The sequence below is a fragment of the Bremerella volcania genome, from assembly GCF_007748115.1.
GTDB classification, from domain to species: domain Bacteria; phylum Planctomycetota; class Planctomycetia; order Pirellulales; family Pirellulaceae; genus Bremerella; species Bremerella volcania.
Map to the genome: position 1 here is coordinate 260,392 of NZ_CP036289.1, position 25,972 is coordinate 286,363.

General features: G+C 55.9%; 13 protein-coding genes. 7 read left to right on the forward strand and 6 right to left on the reverse strand.

Going from position 1 to position 25,972, the window contains the following annotated elements; translation table 11 throughout:
* Positions 1–40: 40 nt before the first annotated feature.
* Positions 41–4,051 (reverse strand): hypothetical protein, encoded by a 4,011-nt coding sequence (locus Pan97_RS01140; RefSeq protein WP_144969956.1) that lies wholly within the window; start codon positions 4,049–4,051, stop codon positions 41–43.
* A 423-nt stretch (positions 4,052–4,474) separates the two neighbouring features.
* Here Pan97_RS01140 and Pan97_RS01145 point away from each other — a divergent pair, with 423 nt between their 5' ends.
* From Pan97_RS01145 to Pan97_RS01165, 5 genes are all read left to right on the forward strand, one after another.
* Positions 4,475–6,163 (forward strand): outer membrane protein assembly factor BamB family protein, encoded by a 1,689-nt coding sequence (locus Pan97_RS01145; RefSeq protein WP_144969958.1) that lies wholly within the window; start codon positions 4,475–4,477, stop codon positions 6,161–6,163.
* 349 nt (positions 6,164–6,512) lie between these two features.
* Positions 6,513–11,492: a PVC-type heme-binding CxxCH protein gene (locus Pan97_RS01150; protein ID WP_144969960.1), complete on the forward strand. Its 4,980-nt coding sequence runs from the start codon at positions 6,513–6,515 to the stop codon at positions 11,490–11,492.
* 226 nt (positions 11,493–11,718) lie between these two features.
* Positions 11,719–15,513 (forward strand): S8 family serine peptidase, encoded by a 3,795-nt coding sequence (locus Pan97_RS01155; protein WP_165698550.1) that lies wholly within the window; start codon positions 11,719–11,721, stop codon positions 15,511–15,513.
* A gap of 167 nt (positions 15,514–15,680) precedes the next feature.
* The gene (locus tag Pan97_RS01160; RefSeq protein ID WP_144969964.1) at positions 15,681–18,542 is read left to right on the forward strand and encodes a DUF1553 domain-containing protein; all 2,862 of its coding nucleotides are present in this window, start codon (positions 15,681–15,683) and stop codon (positions 18,540–18,542) included.
* 48 nt (positions 18,543–18,590) lie between these two features.
* Positions 18,591–20,042, forward strand: a complete 1,452-nt coding sequence (locus Pan97_RS01165) for a DUF1501 domain-containing protein (protein WP_144969966.1) — start codon at positions 18,591–18,593, stop codon at positions 20,040–20,042.
* A gap of 12 nt (positions 20,043–20,054) precedes the next feature.
* Here Pan97_RS01165 and Pan97_RS01170 read toward each other — a convergent pair whose 3' ends face one another.
* Entirely contained in the window at positions 20,055–20,396 is a 342-nt protein-coding gene (locus Pan97_RS01170) for a DUF4339 domain-containing protein (RefSeq protein ID WP_144969968.1), read from the reverse strand.
* Between the two features lie 378 nt (positions 20,397–20,774).
* On the opposite strand from Pan97_RS01170, the gene Pan97_RS01175 reads away from it, so the two are divergent.
* Positions 20,775–21,743, forward strand: a complete 969-nt coding sequence (locus tag Pan97_RS01175) for an SPASM domain-containing protein (RefSeq protein ID WP_144969970.1) — start codon at positions 20,775–20,777, stop codon at positions 21,741–21,743.
* A gap of 91 nt (positions 21,744–21,834) precedes the next feature.
* Here the strand turns inward: Pan97_RS01175 and Pan97_RS01180 are convergent, their stop codons facing one another.
* Complete coding sequence (locus tag Pan97_RS01180; RefSeq protein ID WP_144969972.1) at positions 21,835–22,692, reverse strand: ThuA domain-containing protein; 858 nt, start codon at positions 22,690–22,692, stop codon at positions 21,835–21,837.
* A gap of 135 nt (positions 22,693–22,827) precedes the next feature.
* Positions 22,828–24,360, reverse strand: a complete 1,533-nt coding sequence (locus tag Pan97_RS01185; RefSeq protein ID WP_206668916.1) for a ThuA domain-containing protein — start codon at positions 24,358–24,360, stop codon at positions 22,828–22,830.
* A gap of 209 nt (positions 24,361–24,569) precedes the next feature.
* Between Pan97_RS01185 and Pan97_RS01190 the strand changes: the two genes are divergently transcribed.
* A complete protein-coding gene (locus Pan97_RS01190) occupies positions 24,570–25,115 on the forward strand; it encodes a phosphatidylglycerophosphatase and protein-tyrosine phosphatase 1 family protein (RefSeq protein ID WP_196782240.1) in 546 nt (181 codons plus the stop codon).
* Positions 25,116–25,122: 7 nt separating this feature from the next.
* Here Pan97_RS01190 and Pan97_RS01195 read toward each other — a convergent pair whose 3' ends face one another.
* Together Pan97_RS01195 and Pan97_RS01200 are read right to left on the reverse strand one after the other, a co-directional pair.
* Positions 25,123–25,473: a hypothetical protein gene (locus Pan97_RS01195; RefSeq protein ID WP_144969977.1), complete on the reverse strand. Its 351-nt coding sequence runs from the start codon at positions 25,471–25,473 to the stop codon at positions 25,123–25,125.
* Positions 25,474–25,603: 130 nt separating this feature from the next.
* Positions 25,604–25,966, reverse strand: coding sequence for a 4a-hydroxytetrahydrobiopterin dehydratase (locus tag Pan97_RS01200; RefSeq protein ID WP_144969979.1), 363 nt, complete (start codon positions 25,964–25,966; stop codon positions 25,604–25,606).
* Positions 25,967–25,972 lie beyond the last annotated feature (6 nt).

The window sequence follows — 25,972 nt, forward strand, 5'->3', positions numbered from 1 at the left end:
CCCAAAGGGGCGAGGGGACAAGAGTTAAGCAGCTAACTCATTATTCCTCTTCGTCGTCTCCACCGGAAGGGAAATGGGTCGTCCAGCCGTCGATTTGATCGTGAACTTCTTCCAGAGAAAGTTTCCTGAGCGGAATCGCTTCACCAGGTTGCCAGGCTTCATTTTCCGTCGAGAAGCTAGCTTCGAGTTCGACCTTGGTCACTTCTTCGTCCAGAGCCTTGAGCCAGGCGGGGATATCGAGCCCCACGCCGCTGGGCTCTTCGACCAATGCTTCCGCCTCGTCGTATAGCAGCTTGAAGGCCGTGTTGGCGTCTTCGCTTCCCATGTTGGTCATCGATTGCTCGACCAGTGAGCAGATCCGATCGACGGCCAGCGGCCGGACGAAGCGTTCCTTGATGCGGTCGGCAACGGTGGGCATTTGCATGGCGTATTCGCGCTGCAGTTCTCGCAGCTTCTGCACGTACTTGTCGGCTTCGTCCTCGATGCGATCGGCCAACGCCTTACGCCACATTTGAGCTGCTTCGGAGTGCCCAGTGCGGACGAGGACTTCGTGCGTCATTACGATCGGCTTGAGGTTCCAAGAGACGCGATCGTACGCGGTACGAAGTCGCAGAAAGTCGAGGAACATGTACAGGTACTCGCCGCGGTCACTCTGCGTGGTCGTGCTGTTGTAGTCGCGATACTCGGCGAAGTTCTCCAGCACGGCTTCCAGCACCATGCTAAAACAGGCAATCGATTCGGTCCGGTTGATATTCGTTCCCATAGCCTGAATGAATAGAGGCCAGTCTTCATCGGGCCATTGCTGGCGAACCTTTTCGATCCAGGTTGCCACACCGCCGTGCAGAATGCTGCGGATGTTGCCGCGATTGAAGAAGTGCTGGGTGAACAGATCAGCCCCGTACCGCTGAATGAAAGCTTGAACGAGCTTCCATTGCCCAGGGTCAGAGAACTTCTCGACGGCCGACAAACGCAGCGTGCGACTGTGATTGAGCCACACAATCAAAAGATTCTGCGTGACATGTTCCAGGCACTCGACCAATGCGTTGTCGAGTTCCGAAGCCCCTTCTTTGGCGACTTCCCAACTCTCTGAGGAAGCGACGACGGCATCGATAATCGCCAGAAAGCCTGTTTCAAATAGTGCGTCAAATTCGGTGATCGCACCGGGACCGATTGGGTTATCGTTTTCCATCTTCCGCGCCGTGTCGAGCATCTGGCGCGAGAAGTCGTATTGCCCAATGCGCGGTAGCCAATGCAGCAGTTCGCGGATGGTCGATTGGCGAACACGTGTCGAAACGATTCGCAGTGGTCCACCCCGCTTCGAGATTGGCACGTATAGCAGCGGTTTGTCTTTCAGAGTATTGAGCATCGGCGGGAAATGCTGCTGGACGGCCTCGGTATCGCCGGCAAGGATCGCCGCCAATAGATCGACGGCCAGCGTTTGTTCCGCACCGATTTCTTTCTCGAGATTCTCGAGAGATTGCTTATGCTCAGGAGCAACCGCGGCCACGACCGACGAAAGAATACGAGCCGCCGAGGCCGTGCTCACCGTCGTCATGATGATCCGCTCGAGCATGAACTCTTTGACGGCTCGCTGGCGATCGTATTCGACCATCTCTTGGTGGTCACCGCTGATATCGCTCAGTTGATGTTGGTTCACGACCAGCAGCAGTTCCAGCAGTTCACGATAGTTGGTGATTGCCTGCTCTCGCCACTGCAGCAACTTCTCGACGACGACCGGTTCCCCCTCGCTACGCAGGGCCTGAAACGCAGCCATCTGCCACTGCTGGGCGACGCAGCTGAGAAACGAGATGTGCATGTTGACGCGGCGCGATTCGACTTGCAGGTCTTCGCTCGATTCGGTCGAACTCGATCCTCCCTCGAAGATCGCCCCTTCGTTGCCATCGTCGGTGCTGTCGGTGAAAGTGACGTCTTCGTAAGCTGCCTGGAAGATGTCATCGTCTTCGCTGGGCTCTTCTCCTTGGAAGAGCGCGTCAAGTTCTTCGTCGAACTGTCCCTTCTTCGCTTGCTTCGAGAACCACCCCGGCACCTGGCTGTAGATGCCGGCGTTGGCTTCCTGGAAATCCATGAAACGCTGAATCATCTGCCACGTCTCGGCCTGATTCTCAGGCGTGTCCGGCAGGGACTCGCGATGTTTCTGTAGCGTTAGAATCCACTGCGTCGCGATGCTGAAGTAGGACGTGTCGAGATGATGCAGCGGGATCTCGTCGGCCTGTTCGAGCCAATTCATCAACAAGGCCATCGTGGTGACGAAGTCGTTCCGCTCGAGCAGCGCTTGAATCACCAGACCATAGGCCTTGGGGGAATCGAACATTTCGACGTGCGGCGACCAGAAGGCAATATCGCCAGCTTCTGCTCCGGCTTTGTGCCACAGACGCAGGGCATCGGCCACGCGTCGTGCCGCCGCAAAGGCATCGTCACCGCTGGGGCTATCGACGCTGGAAAGCTCGTGCGTGGCGAATTGATGCCACCACATGCTGAACTCTTCAAACGCCCAGGCTGTTTTCGATCGCACGGCTTCGTCATCGCGCACGGCCGCTTCGCTGAGAGCCTGGGACATGAGGTCGAAGATTTGTTCGATCATCCGCGCCAAGTCATCAACGCGATGATCGCGGACGCTGTTCTCGTAGGCGGGGAACAAGCTGAACTGGCCGTCGAAGCCCAGGATGTTCCAGGGGTCGACGATCGCTCCGCATTCGATTGCCCGGTGGAGTCGATCAACGATGCGGTGAATGTACTCGATGGTTTCGTTCAGCTCGCCGCGACGCATGGCCTGATGGGCAAGCGTGATGAAGCACTCAATGCGGCACTGCATCCGCGCAGAAGCGGTTGGGACGATATCGACCTGTTTGCCGGCCGCTTCGGGATAGCCCATCCGCGAAAAGATAAGCGCCAGGCGAACGTGTGCCAGCTGCTTTGCGCGGCGATTGCTGAGGTAAGCGTTTAAATGCTGTCGAGCGGCCCCGAACGGTTGGCGTCGTTGGATCGACTCTTCGTTGAGCCGCTGCGACATCGAGGCGGGGCAGTTATCCAGAAGCTGGTTGTAGAACCGATCGCGGTAGTTGGCGATAACGGGCACGAGTTTTGAGAGGGTCGTCTCCGAATCGTAAGCACCTGGTCCGCTGCCGCTGATGCCGGCACCCATGAGGATGACGCCAGCCAGAACGGCCGCCCCTTCGTACACGAGTTCTTCATGGCTCAAGTTTTCCGGAGGGTTGCGATCGACGCGGTCGGTTAATGCTTCCAGGGTGACTTGCTGTACGACAAAGCGATTGTAATGACCGCTCATGTCGATGCTGTCCGGGTCCCACTGTCCGAATTGGTAGTTCGGACGTTTGTTGACCGGATGCTCGAAGTCGTACGCTCGCGGGTCGATCGCCAATTCAACAAGTTTCGCGGGATCGAATCCAGCATCTTGTAAGATGTCCGGAGCCGTGCTGGCAAGCAGTTCCAAGGTCTTCTCGACAATCTCTTGGTGTCGACTTAGGCAAGCGCCTGCCCCTTTCAGCCAAATGGGAATAGGGCGGCAATACTCATGGGCGTACGGCTCGGTCTTGCGGGTTTCGAGCGCAGGAACCGGACGGTGTCCGATGTAATCATTTAACTGTTCCAGGCAATTCTTGAGAACGCGGGCTTCGTCATCCCATTCGGCCGACTGCATCAGGACGGACTGCGCCACGCGGACGACGAAGAAAGGAGAGAATAGGCTCTCACCGCTTTGGTGAAACAAAAGATCGTGGTGGAACTTCAGGTAACCTGGCAGAACCACATCGAAGATATAGTACAGCGCAGTCTCGGCCTGGGTGCTTTGGTTCAAAGCGGCCGAAGTGGTCCTCAGGCGAGCGAGACCTTCTTTTAGCCTCTCACCAACGAGCGACCATTGCCAGATCGGTTTGGCTGGCTCGGATTCGGCAACCTGGCGAAACAGGTGGTCCATCGCCGTGGCGAAGCGGGCATCGAAGTCTCCGGAAGAGAAATTGAGATAGCCGAGTATCTTCTCGAGCAGAACATTCTCTTCAGCTGGATCACCCATGAACCGTCCACTGTAATTGAATAAGAGCCCCTAATGCGAGGGGTGTGCCGCCATGCATTCGACAAGCATTGCCTTCCCCTCACGAGAGTGGTAAATCCTCCCGCAAGAGTTTATGGTAGAGCCCAGTGCCGATGGGGTCTAGGCGATGCAGAACCCCAGGAAACATGGAAAAACGAGGTTTTGGCGAATTCCTGGGCGAAAACGTGACGCCCAAGGGGATCTGAATTAAGATGAAAAAACTCGGCAAGGTATTTCCTAATCGAGTGTTATGCTTAATGAGGACGCATTGATGGCGTTCTCATCGAGCTAAAAATCTAAATTCATCCTCGCGGCCGATTCAGGTGGCGAAGGATCTTATCTGGCAGTAGTTTCCACTCAGAAAGTCGGACCGAGTTCAAGCCGACCCAAGGAAGCAAGACGATTATGCACATTCACAAATGCGTTACGCGGCTGATCCTGTTTGCCATGCTGGTAGTGGCGGCGAGTCCTGCAATGGCTCAGTTGGGGCCGCGAAACTTCTCTCCTTTGGAACTGGAACGATTGGGTCTGGAGAAGTTATGGATAGGCCAACTGCCAATCGATCCACATCGCTCGGAGATCGAAAAGTTCCGGCAGGTGGTCAGCCTGAAGAATCCATTGGTCGTCTTCGAAGTAGAACAGGATGGTCGAACGGCAACGTTTGCCTCGAATGAATTGAGCATCCTCGGCCAGCCGTTGGGCGAAGAAGGTGCCAAGGCGAAAGCCGATCAGTATGTCGCTCGTCTGGACGACAGCAAAGGAAAGCCGGTTGTTAATCGCCTGGAGATTCCCGAAGTCACGTTCCTCGCACAAAGCGATGCCGGCATGTTGATGTCCATCAACGGACGCACTGGTCGAACCGAGTGGTCGAAGGTGTACGGCCGTCGGGGATATCCCCAGCCGACGCCAGATGCCAACGACGAATTCGTTTTCACCATCAATGACTTCGCTCTGAACTGCCTGCACCGCAATAATGGCGAGTTGGTGTGGAGCCGAAAACTAGAAGGGGTTCCGATTGCCGGCCCAGTCGTAGGCGAAGAGTTTACCTACGTTCCAATGCTCGACGGAACGGTCGTTGCCTACAACTTCGAAGGGGGCCCGCGACTGACGCCGCGCTACAAGTCGTTGGGTCGGATTCACAAACCGATGGTCGCTTCCAAGACCTCGGTTGCCTGGGCGACCGACCGCGATTACTTCTACGTCGGTTATGCGGATCGTCCGTTGATTCGTTATCGCATTGAATCGAGCGGCGAGATCCTGGCACCTCCGAGCTATGAAGACCCATTGCGTCTGTTCTTTACTACCAAGACAGGCTACGTCTATTGCCTTTACGCTCCAGATGGCAGTGTGCAGTGGCGGTTCTCGTGTGGGCAGCCGATTGATACTTCAGCCGTTGCCATTGGCGATGCCGTTTTTGTGGCACTTCAGCGAGGCGGGCTGTATAAACTTGGCATCGATGATGGTGGCGTGAAGTGGTTTGTTCCGCGGATCGAACAGTTCCTGGCTGCGAATGACCAGTATGCTTACGCACTCGATCAAACCAAGAATCTCGTCGTCCTCGATATCAACTCGGGTGCTCAGGTAGGGACGCTAGATCTGTCAGGCTACGATTTCTTTTACACCAATGGCCAGACCGATCGTATTATCATCGGCTCGAAGAAGGGACGACTCGTCGTCTTGCGATCGGCCGCTCATCCTTATCCAATGGTGCACGTGAACGTCAAAGCACCTAAGGATGAAGAAGCACCTGCTGAAGGTGACAAGAAAGAAGAAGACGCAGGGGGCGACAAGCCTGCCGTCGATCCATTCGCAGCTCCTGGCGGTGGAGTCGCCGATCCGTTCGCCGCCCCAGGGGGTGGTGCTCCGGCAGCCGATCCATTCGGTGGCAGCGGCGGAGGAAATGCCAATCCGTTCGGTCCACCAAGTAGCGGCGGAAGCGGAAGCAACGATCCGTTTGGTAGCGGCTCCAGCGATCCGTTCGGCGGTGGCAACTCGGGAGGTGGTTCCAACGATCCGTTTGGCAGCGGTGGCAGCTCCGATCCTTTCGGCAGCTCAGGTAGCGGGGCCGGCATGGACGATCCGTTTGGTAACTAAGCATTCCGCTAATGTTCCTTAAGATTATTGAAAGACTCGCGATCGATTTGATCGCGAGTCTTTTTTTGTTGCTACGTAGGGAGGCGTATCGCCCCTTGCGCACCTCAAGAGGAACTTCATTTTTCAAAATGGACGCAGAAATAGACACGATCTAGTGCATTTCTCGGTTCTTCCCCGCTAAACTACACAGTGACCAACCGCACGTTCGTCTTCTGGAAGGGTGATGCACTGATCGCAAACTTCCAGCCAGCCTGGCGAACGCACCCCACATTCGCAAGCTTCTCATCAGCCGCGCGCGGTTGTCGACACGCATCCCGTTACCTACATGAATGCAGGAGATTTCACTCTCATGATTAAGCATCTGACATGGCTTTTGGTCGGCTTTATCGCGACCGCCGCGGCGAATACCGCTTCGGCGGACGATGCCGGCTTCAAGCCTATTTTTGATGGCAAGACGCTCAACGGTTGGAGCGGCATCGATAAGTTTTGGAGCGTCGAAGATGGCGCGATTACCGGAACGACGACGTCCGAGAATCCCACCAAGGGAAACACGTTTATCATTTGGGATCAGGGCAAGGTCGACGACTTCGAACTGAAGCTGAAGTACCGCATCGTCGGTGGCAACTCCGGCATTCAGTACCGGTCGACCGACCTGGGCAACCATGTCGTCAAAGGCTACCAGGCCGACATCGATAGCGGCACGACCTACAGCGGCATCAACTACGAAGAACGCGGTCGCGGTATCCTCGCTCAACGCGGCGAAAAGGTAATCGTTCATGACGGCAACAAAGATCCCCAGAAGGAACGCTTTGCCGAGTCGGCTGAACTGCAAGACAAGATCAAGCAGGAAGACTGGAACGATTACCACATCATCGCCAAGGGAAATCACCTGATTCATAAGATCAATGGTGAAGTCTTCAGCGAAGTTATCGATGAAGGCGAAAAGGATTCCCGCACCAGCGGCATCCTGGCACTGCAGCTGCATGCCGGTCCGCCGATGAAGGTCCAATTCAAGGACATCATGCTCAAGCGTCTTCCTTTGCAGGAAGGTAAGAAGAAGGTCGTCTTTGTTCCCGGTACGCCAAGCCATGCCTGGGGCGATCACGAACACGTTGCCGGTTGTCGCCTGTTGATGTTGGCCCTAACCGAGAACATGCCGCAGTTCGAAGCTTCGATCTACAAAGGGGGTTGGCCTGACGATCCGACCGCGTTCGACAATGCCGATGCGGTGGTTGTCTACTGCGATGGCGGCGAACGTCACCTGCTGAAGCCGCACCTGGAAGAGTTCCAGAAGCTGATGGACAAGGGCGTCGGTCTGGCATGCATTCATTACGGAGTGGAAATCCCCAAGGGAGAGCCTGGCGACAAGTTCGTCGACTGGATTGGTGGTTACTTTGAAACGTGGTGGAGCGTCAATCCGCACTGGACGGCCTCGTTCAAGGCGCTGCCAGATCACCCCATCGCCAACGGTGTCGAGCCATTCGAGATCAATGACGAGTGGTACTACAACATGCGGTTTCGCAACGAAATGGTAGGAGTCACTCCGATTCTGACCGCCACGCCGCCAGAAAGCACGCTGAGTCGACCCGACGGACCGCATAGCGGCAACCAGCACGTTCGCGCGATGAAAGGTCAGCCTCAGCATGTTGCCTGGGCTGCCGAGCGTGAAGATGGCGGCCGTGGTTTTGGTTTTACCGGTGGGCACTTCCACTGGAATTGGGCTGACCCTAACTTCCGCAAAGTGGCTCTCAACGCCATCGTGTGGATCAGCCACGAAGAAGTTCCGGAAAACGGCGTCGAGTCAGTTTCTCTCTCTCGAGACGACATGGAAGGCCTGATTCCCGAACCGAAGCCGCAGCCGAAAAAACAGGAAGCCAAAAAGCCTGCGGCTAAAAAAGTTTCCCAGAATGTAAAGCCTCTGTATCAAAGTCCCGTCGTCACCACCGCGACTCCGGGACATCAGGTCGACATTAAGGTCGACCTGAAAGGGGCCAAGAAGCTGTTTCTCGTCGTCAGCGACGGCGGGAACGGCTACAGCTGCGACTGGGCCGATTGGATTGAGCCCAAGCTGGTTGGTCCCAGTGGTGAAAAGAAGCTGACCGAACTGAACTGGAAGAAGGCAACCACCGACTGGCGTGAGGTCAACAAGAATCGTAACGTCGACGGCAGACCGCTGATGGTCAACGGCAAGCCTTACGAAAATGGCATCGGCACGCACGCCAATTCCGTGATTGAATATGATCTGCCCGAAGGCTATACGACCTTCGTGGCCAAGGGCGCGCTCGACAATGGCGGTACGAATCAAAATGGTGGTGGCCATACGTCCGTTCAGTTTGCCGTTTACACTACCGACCCCGGCAACGTTTCCGAGCAAGCCGAGAGTGCCGGACGCGGTCCTGAGAATGCGGTCGCGAATCTTGACGTTTACCCGGGTCTCAAGGCAACGCTCACTGCTTCCGAGCCAGATCTGAAGAGCCTAACCAATATCGATATCGATCATCGTGGCCGCATCTGGGTATGCGACGTGATGAACTACCGCCGCAACAACGGCAGCCGTGAAGAAGGGGATCGGATCCTCATCCTGGAAGATGAAGATGGGGACGGAGTAGCCGAGAAGTCCAAGGTCTATTATCAAGGTCGCGACATCGATTCGGCGATGGGTATTTGCGTGCTGGGAAATAAGGTCATCGTTTCCGCTTCACCCAATATCTACGTCTTTACCGATGAAAATGGTGACGACAAGCCTGAGAAGAAAGAGCTTCTGTTCACCAATACCGGCCAGCCTCAGCACGACCACTCCGCCCACAGCTTTCTCTTTGGCCCAGATGGCAAGCTTTACTGGAACGTCGGTAACACCGGCAAGCATGTTTACGACGCCAACGGCAAGATAGTTGTCGACCTGGCTGGCAACGAAGTGATTGACGATGGTCAGCCTTATTTCGGTGGTATGCCATTTCGCTGTAATCTGGATGGAAGCGAGTTCGAAGTCCTCGGACACAACTTTCGCAACAACTACGAAGTCACCGTCGATTCGCTGGGCAATTTGTGGCAAAGTGATAACGACGACGACGGCAACCGCGGCGTACGCATTAACTACGTGATGCAGTACGGTAACTATGGTTACCGCGACCAGATGACCGGCGCCGGCTGGCGTGATCCTCGTACCAACATGGAAAGCGAGGTCCCACTGCAGCACTGGCACTTGAACGACCCAGGCGTCGTGCCTAACCTGCTGCAAACGGGTGCCGGCTCACCTACCGGCATTTGCGTTTACGAAGGGGACTTATTGCCCAAGGTCTTCCACAATCAAGTGATCCACTGCGATGCTGGTCCAAGCATCGTTCGCGCTTATCCGGTCAAGAAAGACGGAGCTGGCTTCTCGGCCGAGTCGGTCGATATCTTGCAAGGTGCCCGCGATAACTGGTTCCGCCCAGCGGACGTGTGCGTAGCTCCTGATGGTTCGTTATTCGTCAGTGACTGGTACGATCCAGGCGTCGGTGGACATGCTCAACGCGACCTCGATCGCGGCCGCCTGTTCCGCGTCGCCCCGGAAGGGTCCAAGTACATCGTGCCGAAATTTGACTTCACCACCACCGAAGGCTGCATCAAAGCGCTGAACAACCCATGTCTTTCGGTACGCTACATCGCCTGGACGAACTTGCACAAGCAAGGTGCCAAGGCCGAAGCGGCACTGAAAGCGGCCTATGATTCGGCCAAGGACACCCGGGAAAAGGCTCGCCTCCTATGGCTTCTGGGTAAGATCGAAGGGAAGGGGAGTCAGTATGTCGACCTGGCGTTGGCTTCCGATAACCCCGACCTCCGCATTGTCGGTCTACGCCTGGCGCATCAGCTGAAGATTCCAGCCACCGAAGTTGTGGCGAAGGTCCTGGAGGATAAGAACCCTCAAGTTCTCCGCAGTGCCGCCATCGAGCTTCGCTTTGACGGCAGTGACAAGGCTTCTCAGCAATGGGCTCAGCTGGCCAAGCAGTACGACGGGAAAGATCGCTGGTACCTGGAAGCACTCGGCATCGGGGCTGACCTGCATTGGGACAGCCGCCTGGCGGCTTACCTGTCGGCCATTGATGGCAACATCGATACCGATGTTGAGAAGGACGTCGTCTGGCGGAGCCGCGCTACGCAGACGCCTAGGCTGTTGGCTTCGATCATCGAAGACAAGAAGAACTCGGCGGACAAGCTGGCTCGTTACTTCCGAGCACTTGACTTCCAGCCGAACGCCGATGGCGTGAACAGCGCGGTCGCTGCGTTGGCTTTCGCCGGCACGCGACATGATGCTGCCGAGACGATGATTATCTCAGAGTCGGTCAAGCGTCTGAAGAACTACGATGCCAATAACCCCGAGTCGGCGGCCGCCATGGAAAAGGCACTGGCCAAGCTCGAAGGGACGTCGATGTACGTCGACCTGGTCGACCGTTTCCAGCTCAAGCAGCATTATGGCCAACTCCGAGAGCTGGCCATTGCTCAACCAGAAAGCGCGATCGGCGTGGCCGCTGCCGATGTGCTGCTGCGTCGTGGGCAGAACGAGTTGCTTGCCGACATCCTGACCTTAGGCACGCCCGAACAAAAGCTGGCGCTGACTACTGCGATTTCCAATAGCAGCAGTGGCCAGGCGACTGCCTGGTTACGACGAACGTTGAACGACTCGAAAGCCGATCTGCAAGTTCGCCGCGCAGCGGTGAAGGGCTTGGCTAATAACGAGAAGTCGGCCAAGCAGTTACTGGAACTTGCCAAGAGCGGCAAGCTCGACCCCGAGCTGATGCAGGCCGCGGCCGCTCCGCTGAAGATCGCCGTTTGGAACGACGTCCGCAGTCAGGCCGCCGAGATCTTCCCGCAACCCCCCTCGAAGGATAACAAGCCCCTGCCTCCGATGGATCAGTTGGTGAAGATGAGAGGCTCCGTTGATAACGGCAAGAAGGTCTTCACCACTGAAGGTACCTGTAACAAGTGCCACATCGTGAACAAGGAAGGTAAAGAAGTCGGACCTGACCTGAGCGAGATTGGCTCGAAGCTGAGTCGCGAGGCGATGTTCGAGGCGATTCTTTATCCAAGTGCTGGCATTAGTCATAACTACGAAAACTGGGCTGTGCTGACCGATAGTGGTACCGCGATCGCCGGCTTGAAAACGAGCGAGACGGCCGATTCGATCACGATCACCAATGCCGAAGGTCTTGTCCGCACCATTCCCAAGAATGAAGTGGAAGAGATCCGTAAGCTTCCTATCTCGGTCATGCCGAACGATCTGCAGAAACTGATGACCGTTCAGGAACTGGTCGATGTGGTCGACTACATCTCGACCCTTAAGAAGAAATAGCAGGCCACGCGTTTGGGTAGACTGCGGGACTTCGTAAAGGTCGCGTGAACATCGTCGTTCACGCGACCTTTTTTGTTGGGTTTCTGCCGATTCTGCGGAATTTTCTACATCTTTGACCATCGCCCCTGGGGGACTTACGACCTAGAATAGAGGGTTTGCGTAAACTATGCGGGCTACGCTTGCATCCTTAATCGACCTGCGATCGTTCCTTCAACCTAAGCCAGCCATGATTCGTTTCTGCTTCGCCTTCGTTTTGTTGGTCACTTGCTCTGCGCCGGCATTTGCTCAGGACGCTTTTTTCCCGACGGCCGACCTGCTTCCTAAAAAGGAGATCGGTGCGACACGCTATTTGAAGCAGCACCGCAAATTTGATGGCCGTGACGTCATCGTCGCCGTGTTTGATACCGGCTGCGATCCGGCTGCGCCAGGTCTTCAAGTCACGTCCGATGGCAAGCCCAAGGTCATCGACATGATCGACGCCACCGGCAGTGGGGACGTCAACACGACGACCATTCGCAAAGTGGAAGAAGGTCAGATCGAAGGGCTGACCGGGCGCAAGCTGACCATTCCCGAAAAGTGGAACAACCCCAGTGGGGAGTACCGCGTTGGCATGAAGCCAGCGTACGAACTCTTTCCCGATCATCTCATTCCGCGTCTGCGAGCCGAAAACCGCAAGCTTTGGGACGAAGCCGTGCGCGCGAAGGTCGAGCAGTTGACTCGCGAGTTGGAAGCATTCAAGAAAGCCAATCCCAAGCCTAGGGGTGAGAAACTCAAAGAGAAGAAGGAACTCGAAGTTCGGCTGGAAGAACTGACCAAGTTGGGTAAGAACTGGAGCGACCCAGGTCCGATCTATGACTGTGTCGTTTTCAACGATGGCAACTCGTGGCAAGCGGCCATCGATACGGACGAAGATGGCGACCTCAGCGACGAAAAGCTGATGACCAACTACAAAGTCAAACGTCAATACTCGACCTTCGGTGAGGTCGACCTCGTGACGTTCGCCGTGAACATTTATCAGGACGGCGATGTGCTGAGCATCGTCTGCGATGCCGGCACCCACGGTACGCATGTCGGCGGGATTATCGCGGCGAACTATCCCGACACGCCCGAACTCAACGGCGTGGCTCCTGGGGCACAGATTGTTTCGGTGAAGATTGGCGACTCGCGACTCGGGTCGAATTCGACCGGGATCGGTGAAGATCGCGGTCTGATTGCCGTGCTGGAGAATAAGTGCGACCTGATCAATATGAGCTACGGTGGGCCTTCGCCGGAGTGGAGCACCGGGCGAACGGCTCGGTTGTTCTCAGAGATCGTCAATCGCTACGGTGTGATCTTCGTGGCCAGCGCCGGCAATGATGGCCCTGGGCTAAGCACCGTCGGCAGCCCAGGCGGAACGACCTCGGCTATTCTCGGTGTGGGTGCCTACGTCTCGCCTGAGCTGATGTCCGCGGCATATTCGGTGCGCGAAGAACTTGGCGAAAAGCCGTTCACCTGGAGTTCACGCGGACCAACGATGGATGGTGACCTGGGTGTCGATATCACGGCACCAGGCGGTGCGGTTTCACCTGTCTCGCGCTGGTCACTTTCTCCTGGCAGTCTGATGAACGGGACCTCGATGTCCTCGCCCAATGCGTGCGGTGGAGTGGCATTGATCCTGAGCGGACTGAAGCAAGAGAAAATCGCCTACACGCCGGAATCGGTCAAGCTGGCCATCAAGAACACGGCACGCAAGCTCGAAGGTGGATCCGTCTGGGCCAATGGCCAGGGGCTGATCCAAGTCGATGCGGCCTTCGACTGGCTGGAAGATCATCGTGACGAAGTGGAACCGGAAGTTCGCTACGACGTTTCCTTGCCGGGCATGCGCACCAAACGAGGTGTCTACTTGCGAGAACCGGAAGAGATTAAACGTGCCCAGGAAGTCACGGTCGAAGTCGATCCTCAGTTCAACGAAGATGCCAAGTTTGGTCCCCGGGCCGACTATCGCGCCGAGTTCTTCCTGAAGTGCGACGCAGACTGGGTGAAGATCCCGCAAAACTTTTACGTGAACCATGGCGGTCGCACCTTCAAGATGGAAGTCGATCCACGCAATCTGAAGCCGGGCGCGCACTTCGCTTCGGTCGAGGGTTACTACGCGGATCGGCCTGACATGGGGCCGCGATTCCGAGTGCCGATTACCGTGTTGGTGCCATCCCCGAAGAAGACTCCCACTGAATTCAAAACAACCTTACAGCTTCAGCCTGGGCAGATTGATCGGACGTTTATCGAGGTGCCGATGGGGGCCACGTGGGTCAACGTTCGCGTAAAGCCCACGAAAGCGGACGACACCAAGCTGTTCGTGTTTCATGCCCTGCAGCGGCTGGAAGATCGCTCGTTTCCGACGATCGAAAAGCAAAGCTTCCTGCGGGTCGAGCCCAACGAGGCTACCGAAATCAGCTTTGCCGTGGCCGAAGGGAAGACTTTGGAAATGACCCTGGCCCAGTATTGGTCGACGCTCGGCCAAAATGAGGTTGAACTCGAAGCGACGTTCTTCGGCATCCTGCCGAGCCCTGCCGAGTTGACCTGGGACGGAACGAACCCGATTCACCGCATCGACGTGCAATCGAGCCTGGGCCCGATGCAGATCAAACCGAGCGCCAAGTTTGAAAAGCTGCGCAAGACGCTGCTGCCAGTGAAGAGTGAAGTCGAAGCCCTCGATCCCGAGCGGGACGAATTCCCGCGGAAGCGATTGAATTACGGCATCACGCTTACCTACGAGTTTACCCTGAGCGAAAAGTCGACCGTCACGCCAGAGCCAATCATCTGGGCTAACGGTTATGATCGATACTCTGGTGGCGTGTACGTCATTTACGACGCCAACAAACGCGTCATGACAACCGGGGCCGGTGGCCGCGAAGCATCGCTCGACAGGGGGAAGTACACGTTGACGTTCTACTTCCGCCAAGAGAATCGCGACAAGGTACTGGAACTGGAAGACATGCCCATCTGGCTCGACTACAAGATCAGCGGCCCAGGCATTCGCACCTTCGATACGCATGAGAAAGCGGCCAACCAGGAAGGGGGCTTCAGTGCTGCCTGGCTTCGTCCTGGGCAACTACTTCCCGTTTTCCTGACGACCAATCCGAAAGGCCTCCCCAAACAAGCCTCGCCGGGGGATTTGTTGATCGGGGAGATTCAGTTTGGTGATTCCGATGCCAAGCTGGGTGGCGACGCTCGACGCCCTGGCGGCTTTCCTTTGCAGTACGTCGTCGGCCCGCAGCCGACACCTAAAACGGAAACGCCTGATCCGCCGAAAGAGGATGAGCCAACGCTGGCCGACAAGCTCTTCGAAACCAAGCTTGCTTACCTGAAGACGCTCAAAGATAAGAAGCAGAAGAACGAATTCGATAATCTGTTCAAGGAGTTGAACAAGGAAAAGAAGAAGCACGTTCCGCTGCTGCAAGCCAAGTTGATCTTGCTGGACGAGAACGATCGCAAGGATCACCTCCCCGAAGTGGTTCAGGCCGCCGACGAGGTTCTTAAAGCAATTAACGTCGGTAAGGTGCGAAGCTATTTTGCCGAACGCCGCGATCCGGAAACGGACAAAGAAAAGAAGCAGATGAAGGAAATGACCGAGCTGAAGGAAGCGATCATCGATACGCTTTTCCGCAAAGCCCGAGCCATCGCCTATATGGATCTGCCAGAGGATGACCCAGAGCACCCAGAAAATAAAGACATCCGCAAAGAGCCGAAGGACGAGAAAGAACGAGCCGAGCTATTTGAGAAAGCGTTTGACGATCTGGCAAGCTGGGTCGATACCACCGATAAGAAATACGCTCTAGTTCATCTCCGGCGTCTTCGCCGCCACGATCGCCAAGCCGAAGCCCTGCAACTGCTTAACAAGATGATCGCCGATGATCCGACGAACTTGCTTCTGTATAAGAAACGCTCGGATATCTACGGCGAATTAGGCTGGGATTTTGCCGAAAAGTACGAGGAAAAGTGGCGAAATCTCCGCAAGCGAGACGCCTATCTCCCGAACTGAGAGTTGAGATCAATTATGGAATTGAGGAGGAGAAATGATCGCTAAGTGAGCGATTTTTCCCCGCTGCAGGGTGATCGAATCTTGCTGTTTTGCCCGAATTGAGAAATAATGCATTCGGGTTGAGACGAGTTTCCCTGCCTGCCTACCATAGCCCCTTCTGGTGATCTATGAGACCCGACCTATATGCCTACATGGCTTTATTCTGCTTGGCGCTGCTAACCACCACGGTTGCCGCCGAGGAGAATGATATTGATTTCGGCCGAGACATTCGCCCGATCCTCTCCGGCAAGTGTTTCCATTGCCACGGCCCTGATCCCGAATCGCGTGAGGCCGGTTTGCGCCTCGACATTGAAGAGGACGCCAAGGCAGAACTCGATAGCGGCCTGCTGGCGATCGTGCCTGGCAATGTGGACGAAAGTGAACTGTTTGCTCGGATTATCGCGGACGACGAGTTCACGCGCATGCCACCCCCTGAGATCGGCAAGCAGCTTTCCGAACGAGAAGTGAAGCTTATTCGCAAGTGGATCGAGCAGGGTGCCAAGTACGCGCCGCACTGGTCGTTCGATCCTCCCAAGAAGCATGCACCACCTAAAGTGCAGAAATCGGATTGGGTGAAGAACGAGATCGACGCGTTCATCCTCAAGCGGCTCGAGGAAGAAGGGCTCACGCCGAATGAGGAAGCGGATCGTTATGCTTTGGCTCGTCGTGTTTCCTTTGCCCTGACAGGACTGCCGTTGTCGGTGGAAGAAACTGAAGCTTTCGTCAACGATGACTCACCCAATGCTTACGAAAAACTGGTCGACCGCTTGCTGGACGATCCCGCCTATGGCGAACGCTGGGCGCGCGTCTGGCTCGACATTGCACGCTACGCCGACTCGATGGGTTACGAAAAGGACAGCCCGCGAACGATTTGGCCCTATCGCGATTGGGTGATTAAAGCGATTAACGAGAACAAACCGTTCGATCAATTCAGTATCGAGCAACTCGCCGGCGATTTGTTGCCTGATCCGTCCCAAGATCAGATTATCGCCACGGCGTTTCATCGCAATACGATGACCAACACTGAAGGGGGCACCAACGACGAAGAGTTCCGCAACGCGGCCGTGATCGATCGAGTGAATACGACCATTCAGGCCTGGATGGGGCTGACCATGGAGTGTGCCCAATGTCACACGCACAAATACGATCCGATCACGCAGCAGGAATACTTCGAGTTCTTCGCGATCTTCAATCAAACCGAAGATGCCGACCGCAATGATGAATCGCCTCTGCATCGGTGGTTCACGGAAGAACAAGAGTCGCAGAAGGCCGGCATCGTGTCGCAAATTGAGGAAGCCAAAGCGAAGCTGAAGCAGATGCTGGAAGACTCGGCGGAGATTGCCTTGTCGGAAAACGTCCCCAACGTGGGTCGCTATGTGCGAGTCGAGAACGTTGCGGACAGCGCCTATCTGCATATCGCGGAAGTGCAGGTCTTCTCGAACGAGAACAACGTGGCCGTCAACGGAAAGGCTTCTCAGATCAGTGTCGACTATAACGGCCCTGCGAATCTCGCGATCGATGGCAATACCAACGGCGACTTCGCCGGAGCGATGAGCACGATCCACACGAAGCAAGAGAAAAACCCCTGGTGGGAAGTCGATTTGGGTGCCAGCACCACGATCGATAAGGTCGTTATTTGGAATCGCACCGATGGCGATCTATTCAATCGGATGAAATCGTGCCGCGTGATCATCTTGGATGAAAATCGCCAGCCGGTTTGGGCGGGAAGGGTCGATTCTCCCTTCAATCCGACTGCCGAATTCGTCCCTCCCAAGTCCGTAGATGGCATGGACGAGCGTGCTCGGGTGGAACTGGCTGCCTATCTCAAAGGCAACTCGCCAGAACTGGAGAAGCAAAAGAAACGCATCGCCAGCCTGGAGAAGAAGCGGGACAGCATCAAGCCGATCACTACGCCGGTGATGAAGCAGTTGCCGGCGGATAAGCATCGTAAGACGCACATCCAGATTCGCGGCAACTATCAGTCGCGCGGCGAGGAAGTCACCGCGAGCGTGCTTGACAACTTCCACGCGTTTCCTGAAGAAGCCAAGACCGATCGTCTTTCGATGGCCAAGTGGTTGGTCAGTAAAGAGAACCCGCTAACGGCGCGCGTCGTGGTGAATCGGCACTGGGAACAGTTGTTTGGGATTGGCATTGTCGAAACCAGCGAAGACTTTGGTTCTCAGGGCGAACTGCCGACCCATCCGAAGTTGCTGGATACGCTTGCGGTTGAGTTGATGCAGCATGAGTGGGATACGAAGTGGCTGGTCAAGCAGATCGTGATGAGCCAGGCATTTCGACAGTCGGCCAAGACGACTCCTGAAAAGTTGGAATTAGATTCTCGGAACCAACTGGTTTCGCGTGGCCCGCGGGTTCGTTTGTCTGCCGAGATGGTGCGCGACCAGGCCCTGGCGACCAGCGGGCTTCTGAGTAGGAAGATGTATGGACCATCAGTCCATCCGCCCCGGCCGAACCTAGGGCTCAAAGCGGCGTTTGGCGGAGCGACCGACTGGACGACAAGTTCCGGAGAAGACCGTTATCGTCGCGGAGTCTATACGATGTGGCGACGAACGACTCCCTATCCTTCGATGTCCACATTCGACGCACCCAGCCGCGAAGTCTGTACGATTCGCCGGATTACGACCAACACACCGCTCCAGGCTTTGGTGACCCTGAACGATCCGGTCTACATCGAAGCGGCGCAGGCCCTTGGCCGTAAAGTTTGGGAGCAGAAGGAGCTTTCCTTGGAAGAGAAAGTCGCGGATGCATTCCGCCGCGTTCTGAAGCGACCGCCGAGCGAACAGGAGAAGACCCGGTTGGTCCAACTGTTCGAACGGGCCAAGTCACAATACTCATCCATGCCGGAAGAAGCGACCAAGTTGGCGACCGATCCCTTGGGACCACTGCCAGAGGGGGCAGCCGCCGACGAACTCGCGGCTTGGACCATTCTGGGAAATGTACTTTTGAACCTGGACGAGACGTTGAACCGGTAACGCCCTGTTGGTGGCCGCTCGAGATAATCCATTGAACGAGAGATGACGATGAATCCTTTCCATCGACCTTTGCAGAACGTTACGCGTAGATACTTCCTCTCGCAGTGTCAGGCTGGCCTGGGAGGGCTCGCACTGAGTTCGCTCTTGGGTGGCATGGCAAGTGGTGCCGAGGCCACTCCCAGCAACCCGATGGCTCCGGCTCAGCCGCACTTTCCGGCCAAGGCCAAGTCCGTGATTTACCTGCATATGACGGGTTCGCCGCCGAATCTGGACTTGTTCGACTACAAGCCAGAACTGATCAAGCACAACGACAAAGACTGTCCCGCAGAGTTCTTTGAGGGCAAAGAGTTCGCGTTTACTACCGGAACACCCAAATTAATGGGGACGCCCCACAAGTTCCGCAAGGTTGGTAAGTCGGGGATGTGGATGTCAGATGCGCTGACGCACTTGGAAGAAGTTGCCGACGACCTTTGCTTCATCCATTCCATGAATACCGATCAGTTCAATCACGCCCCGGCCGAGTTGTTGCTCTATACTGGATCGCCGCGATTGGGACGTCCTTCCATGGGTTCTTGGGTGACCTACGGGCTGGGCTCCGAAAATGCCAATCTGCCTGGGTTCGTGGTGCTCGTATCCAGCGGCGTCAATCCGGCCGGCGGTAACAGCGATTGGGGAAGCGGCTTCCTGCCGTCGGTCTACCAAGGCGTCCAGTGCCGATCGAAGGGGGATCCTGTTCTGTACCTGAATAATCCGGCTGGCATGGACAAGGACATGCGTCGCATGACTCTCGATGCGATGAATGACTTGAACGAAATGGAACTCCAGCGAATGGGTAATCCGGAAACCGAGACCCGCATCAGCCAGTATGAGCTGGCCTTCCGCATGCAGATGGCGGCCCCTGAAGCGATGGATCTGAGCCAGGAAACGCAGGCCACCCTCGATGCCTACGGGGCAAAGCCGGGCGATTCAAGCTTGGCTAACAACTGCTTGCTCGCACGGCGGCTTGTGGAACGTGGCGTTCGATTCGTGCAACTGTTTGATTGGGGCTGGGATTTCCACGGCACCAGTGTCGCCACCGGTCTTCAAGATGGTCTGCGGGACAAGTGTGCCACGATGGATCGGCCTGTCACTACGTTGATTAAGGACCTGAAACAACGCGGACTGCTGGACGAAACGCTGGTGATCTGGGGTGGCGAATTTGGTCGGACTCCATTCCGCGAAGGTCGCACAGCTGGCAGTAACGTCCTGGGTCGTGACCATTACCCCGACGTCTTTAGCCTGTGGATGGCAGGCGGCGGTGTGAAGCCTGGGTTTTCATACGGCGCCAGCGACGAACTGGGCTTCAAAGTAGCCGAAAACAAAGTCCATATTCATGACCTGCAGGCCACCATTTTGCACTGTCTGGGCATGAATCACGAACGGCTCACCTACCACTTCGCTGGCCGAGACTACCGCCTGACGGACGTTCACGGCAATGTCGTTCACGACATCCTGGCGTAGTCCCAGCGAGATCTACTCTTCTTCGGTCCCTTCGGCGACCAAGCCTTTGATGTTCCTGGCATACATCCACGATGTTTTGTCGGTGCGGATATGCGTCTCGCCGGTAATCATTCCATCACGCGCGAGCGTTTTGAGTTCCGCCAGTCGGTAAGGTCCCGACTCTTGAAACTTGGGCGGGAACTTCACATAGAATTCCGTCAGGTCCGGCTTGGCATCTTTGGGTGGCTCTGGCGCACGCAGTGGCGTTTTCCGTTTCTCACGGCCCGGATACTTGCTCTTCTTCTTTCCCTCAAGCAGCGGTTTGAGAGTTGGGAAGATCTCGCCTAGCTTCTGGTAAATCTGTTCCGATTTCATTGGGGTGGGCCTGGGGTAGGGATTTGCTCTTCCTATAGCGTTCCGATAACACATACGTATTGCGTTCGTGTTGGTTCTGTTTGTCGTCGTTACTTTATTGGACATTCACGTGTTCTTAATCTGCTAGCGAAGATAGCACGTCTGGGAGGAATATAGAGAGTTGATATTGCTTCGTTTAGGGGAAATGGGAATCATCTAGTTTCGCGCCCCCATGGCACGAACCTGGCGCGAGAAGCACCTTTGGCCTGAGCAACACCCCCATTTTCGTATCGATACATCACGGTCGTCCCGTGGGGTGGCTTTGACCGAGCAGTGAACGCTGCCTGAGAAAACGCGCAGCGATCGCACCTACACGAAACAGGGAAGTTCATTAGGGTTATGTCTCGTCTGAAGTACGATCCATGGATATTGTCACTCCATCTGGTTGATGCCAACGGTCCGCGGCGGGTCATGATGACGCCCGATCGGTTGTCCGAGATTCTCTCTGCTGGCCGCCCAATTGATACGATCCACTCGGTTCATGTACGAGGTGTCGGTGCCGACCCTGGGGAACTAGCCGAACTGGTCGACCATGGCCGTATGATTGCCCTGACGGGTTTTCCTCAGCGAATTCTCTTCACCGGTGGCGAGGGGATGATGCGGCAAGAGGTGGAGGAGGTCTTCCGGGCTTTCACCGCGATCGAATTTACCCTGCCCAAGGATCTTCGTAACCAACTGTTGCCCTTTCAACAGTCCGACGAAGAAAAACTAACGGACGAACTGGAAGTCTGGCTGCGAACGATCGAATACTATGCCCGCGTAAAGAGTGCCTGGCAGCTTTCGTCGGAATTGGTCGTGCGGATTCCTCAAGGCAATCTATCGATCGATCTGGCTGCTCGATTGGACCAACTCAGTTGGCGAGAAGCCTTCCGAGTGCAGCGTAGTGGCGGGGCCAGCGCGTTTTCGCTTGAACAACAACAAGCTGACTATGGGATGAAACTGTGCGAAGAACCGTATCGCGTAGTGACGTTTGGTGCCTGCGGTCAAATGACCGGCTGCAGCGGCGAGCAGCGACAACGGGTTTACTTCGGTAGTCTGGAAGAAGACAGCTTGCGCGGGTTATGGGAAGGTTCGTCGATGGAATCGTGGCGCAAGAATCGCACCGGTAACCAATGCCTAGGCTGCCCAGGTCTAGGGAGCACTCTTCGCAGGCCTTCTTTGATTTCGATCTACGAATCGGTCGGGGAACAGCGCTTCCACGAGTACCCGCAAGCTCAGCTGCGGAAGATTGCCGACGAGTCAGAAGGTCGATCATCGTCGCGCAGCGCGTCGCGAACCATCTTTTGCTCGCCTCGAAAGGCTTCTTAGAGACGACATTGGACATAAAGAAAGGCTACCCGCTGGAAGGCGGATAGCCTTTTGATAAGGCATTGTGAATTCAGGACTTCGGGGTACCCTCCTACTTCGCCGGCGTCGGGCTCTTATCTTTGTCGGGGTTCGGCTTGCTGAGGTCGATCTCGGCTTTGCCGGTCCCTTCGAAGCCTGCTTTGGCGGAGCCGTCGTCGTTCAGACCGTCGACGGTCCACAGAATGCCGCGAGCGACCAGGCTCAGCCACGCATCGTTATTCATCGTTTCGTTATAGTGCCCCAACGTGGTCGAGAAGGTCTTGGTCCCTTCGTATTCGTTGCACCAGATGACGGTGTGGTCCTTCTTGGTATCAACGCCGTATGCTTTGGCCAGCGGCGTGGCGGAATCCCACGTCTTTTCAATCTTATAAAGCTCGCCGCGTTCCACCTTCCAGTTCTGCGGGAAGCCTTTCATGATCGGGTGATCTTCGACGAGTGTGATCACGTCCAGCGGATGCTTGCCTTCGTGGCTGGTGCTTCGCATGCCGATCAGCTTACGCCACTCGTCGGTCTTGGCATTGCGGTAGCTGTGCATCGAGCAGTGCACGAAGATCGCCGGAATCTTGTGCTCGGTATGGGCTTTAACGATCCCTTCGACGAAGTCGACGTCTTCGACCGCCCCATAGCACTCGTTGTGCACGACCAGGTCGTATGGCTTGATCCAGTCGTGGTTTTCGTAAACCGGGACTTTGATCTTCCGGTCTTCTCCGGCCAGGGCGACGTCCCAGTCGATGCTCACGCGCTGGCTGAGACCTTGCGTGATAATCTTGATTTGGTTCGGGTAGTCATGGCAACAACCGCCGGTGATCAACAGAGCTTTCAGTTTGGCTTTCTCTTCTGCCTGGGAAGTGGCAGCGATTGCCAGGACGACGAGCATCACCAGCAAGGGGCGAAAGAAGCGAAAAGTCATGAGGGGAATTCCTTGAATAGGTGTCGAAGTGGCAGGAAAAAGCCCCACGGATTACACGAATAAGGCACGAATGGAACCTTGCGCTTTCATCGGTGCCTATGCGTGTAATCCGTGGTTGGCTCTTATCGTTCTCTCTTATTTTGCGGCACTCGGAGCCGTCGGTCCATCAAGGTCACCCAGAGCGAACTGGATGCCGTCGAGATAGAACTTCAGCATTTGAGGGTTCCAATAGATCTCTTCGCGGTGTCCCAGCGAGCTGTAGAAGACGCGGCCGTCTCCCCATTTGCGAACCCATGAAACGGCGAAGTCACCATCCTTGCGATGGATGCCTTTTTTGTCCATATTCGTGGTGTCGACATCCAGCGAAAGCAGCACATGCAATGCATCGCGGGAGTAGGGATCGCGGAACTGGTAGATCTCGTCGACGATCGCGAAGTTCTCGCCGCCGAACGCGGCCATCAGCGGGTGCTCGGGGTCATCGATTTTGATGCCCACCTTTTCATGCCATGGGTGACCATGGAAGTAACCGCCAATCAATTTGCCGAAATCTTCCCAGTGGTAATTCGCGTCGCTGGCAGCATGAAAACCGACCAGGCCCTTGCCGCTGGAGACGAAGTTGAGCAGGCTTTCTCGGAACATCTGCTCGGCGTCTGCCTTGCTCATCTGCTTTCCGTCCGCGGCCAGCTTGGCGATGTCTTCGTCGCGGGGTTTGATCCACGAACCGGTCGTGTTGACCATCACGATCGCGTCGTAGTCTTTCAGCGTCTCAGGAGAGAGCATCGTCAGGTCGTTCGTGATGCGGGCATCAAACGCGCCAGTCTTTTCCCCCAGCATCTTCACGGCCATCGCACCCACGGGGATCGAGCTGTGACGGAAGCCGTCGTAGCGGGTGAAGACCAGCACGTTGTGCTTCTTCTTCGGTTCGACGCGTGGCTGTTGGGGCAGGGCCTCTTCGATCTTGGCGATCTGTTCAGGCGTGACCAGTTCGCGAATGTAGATGTTACGGAAGTAGAGCGTGTTGCCGTGATTCTGCAGTTCGATCTGGCCAGTGCGGTAGATTGGCTTGTCGCGTTCCCAGTAGTTTTCCAGCACGACGTCATCGGTTACCAGCTTGCCGTTCAGCTTGATGGTGACGCGGTCGCCAATCATGCGAATGAAGAAGGTGTTCCACTCGCCGATTGGATTGTCGGCCGTGACCAGTGGCTGGCTGGGGTTCTTCTGGTTGTTGTACAAACCGCCTGAGCCAACACCGTTCGGATTGGGGCCCTTGTTACTCGGGTCCCAGATTTGAACTTGCGGGCTACCACGCAAATAGATGCCGCTGTCGCCAGCTTCTTTGATTTTGAAGTCGACGTACATCTCGAAGTCAGCGTAATCCTGCGACGTGCAGAGGCTTTGACCTTTGCCATCGAAAACCAGCACGCCATCTTCCACTTGCCAATGCTCGCGCATCGACTCGTCGGCTTTGGCTTGCGCCTCGGCGAGTTGTTCCTGCGACATCTCGGCTCGCTTCTTCGGATTGGCTACGAGGCCCTTCCAGCCGGTGAGATCCTTGCCGTTGAACAGTTGCTTGAAACCGTTGGGCGGTTGATTCAAAGCGGGTTCTTCGGCGAACGCAAACGAGGCCATGCCCAGCAGCAGGCCCAAGCAACACACCAGACGCAACATAGATAGGTTTCTCCACAGGATGTTTTCAGGCGGGCAAGGAGGCATGATATTTGCCCATATGGGTAGGCTGCCACGACATTTCGCTCGGGCAGGGTGGGCTCAGAGACCGCCAACCATCATAATCGGTGACATAGGCAAAGGGAATCAATTGCCAGGCTTCCTGAGCTGAAACCTGAATATCCCCCGGGAATGGACCATTTTTGCCCAACATGAAGCGTTTTCTCCAACATCTGTACGCGAAATCGATCTACTGGCCCTCATACTTCTATAACTGGACGATGATCCGGCGGCTCAAGTGGTGGCGTTGGTACGACGAAATCGACGAGCATGTTTTCGTGGGGGCGGTTCCGTCGCGCAAGATGGCCCTCGATTTGGCCGAAAGTGGCATCAAAGGAGTGATCAATACGTGCCACGAATATGAAGGGCCCCTGGACATCTATAAAGAGCATGGCGTCGAACAACTCTATCTACCAACGGTCGACTTTACGCCCCCGAGTGTCGAGGACATCGACGAAGGGGTGCGTTTTATCGAACGGTTCGTTGCCGAAAATAAGGACGTCTACGTCCACTGCAAAGCAGGCCGAGCCCGCAGTGCGACGATCGTCATGTGTTGGCTGATGAAAGCCAAGGGGATGACCCCGGAACAGGCCCAGGTGTACCTTCTGGAAAAGCGTCGCCAGGTGTTAGCGACGCTTTATCGTCGTCCGGTCGTGCAGGAGTACTATCGACAACTCCAGGAAACGGCCGAGGCCTAAACGGTCGTTAGATTGCCCCGCCAGCTCGGTTGGCTTCTTCCAGAGCGTCCAGAAGTTCGTGAACGAGAAACTCGCCGCAGTAGATCGTCACCGCAACCGGCAGGATCACCGTGAAGAAGACCGTAGCCAGCGAGATCAATACCTTCGACCAGGCCGAGTACTTCGGGCTTAGCCAAAGCAGCGGTAAACCCAACGGGCCGATCGACAGGATGACGATCCAGATGATCGTATGGCTACGTACGGCCGATCGGATACTAGGCGGCAGGCCTGCATCGATGGTCCGCTCGGCTGGGACCGGAGCCTCAGGGGCAACCGCCGGAAGCTGAGGCTTATCGAGAAGTTCCGTCTCGTCGTTCATAGCCATGTAGGGGGTAAGACGCGTGCGCAGTAACTGCCCAAAGTTTAGGACACTCGCCGCGAAACGCAAATTCCACCCGCACAATGATTAACCAGGACTTCATACGGACACGTTGGTATCCGCATGTCGCCTATGACTTCAAGTCAATCGGCAAGGCATCGATCTTGGCCGCCAGGATAAAGTCGTTCTCGCTGAGTCCGCCGATCGCATGGGTCCATAGTTCAATCGAAACGTTGCGATACCCGGCGATGTGCAGGTCGGGGTGATGACCATCTTCTTCGGCAACTTCGGCGACCTTATTGAAAAAGTCCATGCCGGCCATGAAATTCTTGACCGTCCAGTCTTTGCGGATCCGCTGGCCTTCGTGCGTCAGGTACCAACCGTCGAGTTTGGCCAACTGATCGTTGGCTTCGTTCACGCTGCACGGGTCGACCCCCCCTTCGCACGGCTTGCACTTCTTTTGCGTCAATTGATCGGGCGTTTGGATATCCATGGTGTG

Excerpts from the sequence above, each read along its gene's own strand:
- Pan97_RS01150 (WP_144969960.1), top strand. The coding sequence starts at position 6,513 with ATGATTAAGCATCTGACATGGCTTTTGGTCGGCTTTATCGCGACCGCC.
- Pan97_RS01195 (WP_144969977.1), bottom strand. The coding sequence starts at position 25,473 with ATGAACGACGAGACGGAACTTCTCGATAAGCCTCAGCTTCCGGCGGTT.
- Pan97_RS01160 (WP_144969964.1), top strand. The coding sequence starts at position 15,681 with ATGAGACCCGACCTATATGCCTACATGGCTTTATTCTGCTTGGCGCTG.
- Pan97_RS01155 (WP_165698550.1), top strand. The coding sequence starts at position 11,719 with ATGATTCGTTTCTGCTTCGCCTTCGTTTTGTTGGTCACTTGCTCTGCG.
- Pan97_RS01175 (WP_144969970.1), top strand. The coding sequence starts at position 20,775 with ATGTCTCGTCTGAAGTACGATCCATGGATATTGTCACTCCATCTGGTT.
- Pan97_RS01185 (WP_206668916.1), bottom strand. The coding sequence starts at position 24,360 with ATGTTGCGTCTGGTGTGTTGCTTGGGCCTGCTGCTGGGCATGGCCTCG.
- Pan97_RS01200 (WP_144969979.1), bottom strand. The coding sequence starts at position 25,966 with ATGGATATCCAAACGCCCGATCAATTGACGCAAAAGAAGTGCAAGCCG.
- Pan97_RS01165 (WP_144969966.1), top strand. The coding sequence starts at position 18,591 with ATGAATCCTTTCCATCGACCTTTGCAGAACGTTACGCGTAGATACTTC.
- Pan97_RS01145 (WP_144969958.1), top strand. The coding sequence starts at position 4,475 with ATGCACATTCACAAATGCGTTACGCGGCTGATCCTGTTTGCCATGCTG.
- Pan97_RS01140 (WP_144969956.1), bottom strand. The coding sequence starts at position 4,051 with ATGGGTGATCCAGCTGAAGAGAATGTTCTGCTCGAGAAGATACTCGGC.
- Pan97_RS01190 (WP_196782240.1), top strand. The coding sequence starts at position 24,570 with ATGAAGCGTTTTCTCCAACATCTGTACGCGAAATCGATCTACTGGCCC.
- Pan97_RS01170 (WP_144969968.1), bottom strand. The coding sequence starts at position 20,396 with ATGAAATCGGAACAGATTTACCAGAAGCTAGGCGAGATCTTCCCAACT.
- Pan97_RS01180 (WP_144969972.1), bottom strand. The coding sequence starts at position 22,692 with ATGACTTTTCGCTTCTTTCGCCCCTTGCTGGTGATGCTCGTCGTCCTG.